This is a genomic window from Mesorhizobium sp. M0751 (assembly GCF_040320265.1).
In the GTDB taxonomy this organism is placed as follows: domain Bacteria; phylum Pseudomonadota; class Alphaproteobacteria; order Rhizobiales; family Rhizobiaceae; genus Mesorhizobium.
The window spans coordinates 1-740 of the sequence record NZ_JAMYPH010000086.1; the positions used below are offsets into that span (position 1 = coordinate 1).

1 protein-coding gene is annotated in these 740 nt (G+C 67.3%); it reads right to left on the reverse strand.

Annotation, left to right across the window (positions count from 1 at the left end; all coding sequences use genetic code 11):
- The coding region (locus tag NKI19_RS32770) for a DDE-type integrase/transposase/recombinase (RefSeq protein WP_352493716.1) at window positions 1-636 on the reverse strand (636 nt) is incomplete at its 3' end.
- Window positions 637-740: the final 104 nt, after the last annotated feature.

Here is a 740-nt window from a genome sequence, read left to right on the forward strand (position 1 = left end):
GAGCATGGTGAAGTTGTTGCGGCCGCCATCGCCCCAGGGCGGGCCGTTGTCGGTGGCGATGCGCCACGGCAGGCCATAGCGCCGGAAGGCCGCAATCAGGCGGGTTTTGACAGTTTCGGTGGTCTGGTCGGGGCAAGCTTCCAGCACCAGCGAGAACCGCGAATGATCGTCGAGCACGGTCAGCGGATGCAGCCGCCCGGCGCGCCACGGCACATGGCCCTTGAAGTCCATCTGCCACAGGTCGTTGGGCGCGGCGTGCTCGAAGCGGATGAACGCTTTGGCGCCGCCGCCCAGCGCGCCCAGTTCGACACCGTTGCGGCGCAGGATACCAGTCACCGTCGAGGCAGCCGGATGGCCAAGTCCCTGACGCGCCAGCACCCGGGCGATCTTGCGCCCGCCCCAGGCCGGATGCGTCGTGCGCACCGAAAGCGCTGCCGCCTCGACCTCGGGCGCGCTGCGCGTCGGGCTCGACTGCGGCCGGCGCGAACCCTCCAAAAGCCCGGCTGCGCCAAAAGCCCGCCAGCGTGCGAGCAACTTGTAAGCGCATGTTCGACCAATCCCAAAGCGTCGGCACAAGGCGCTCACATTCGCCCCCTCGGCCGTAGCCAGCCGCACAAACTCCAGCTTCTGTTTCATCGCGCTCGTGTCCTCGAATGGCATCCCGAACCCCCCAGCGCAAAACGCGCCAAACTGTTCGCGATGTCCTCGCACACCTGTTCGCGATGTCCCCGGTCCAAACA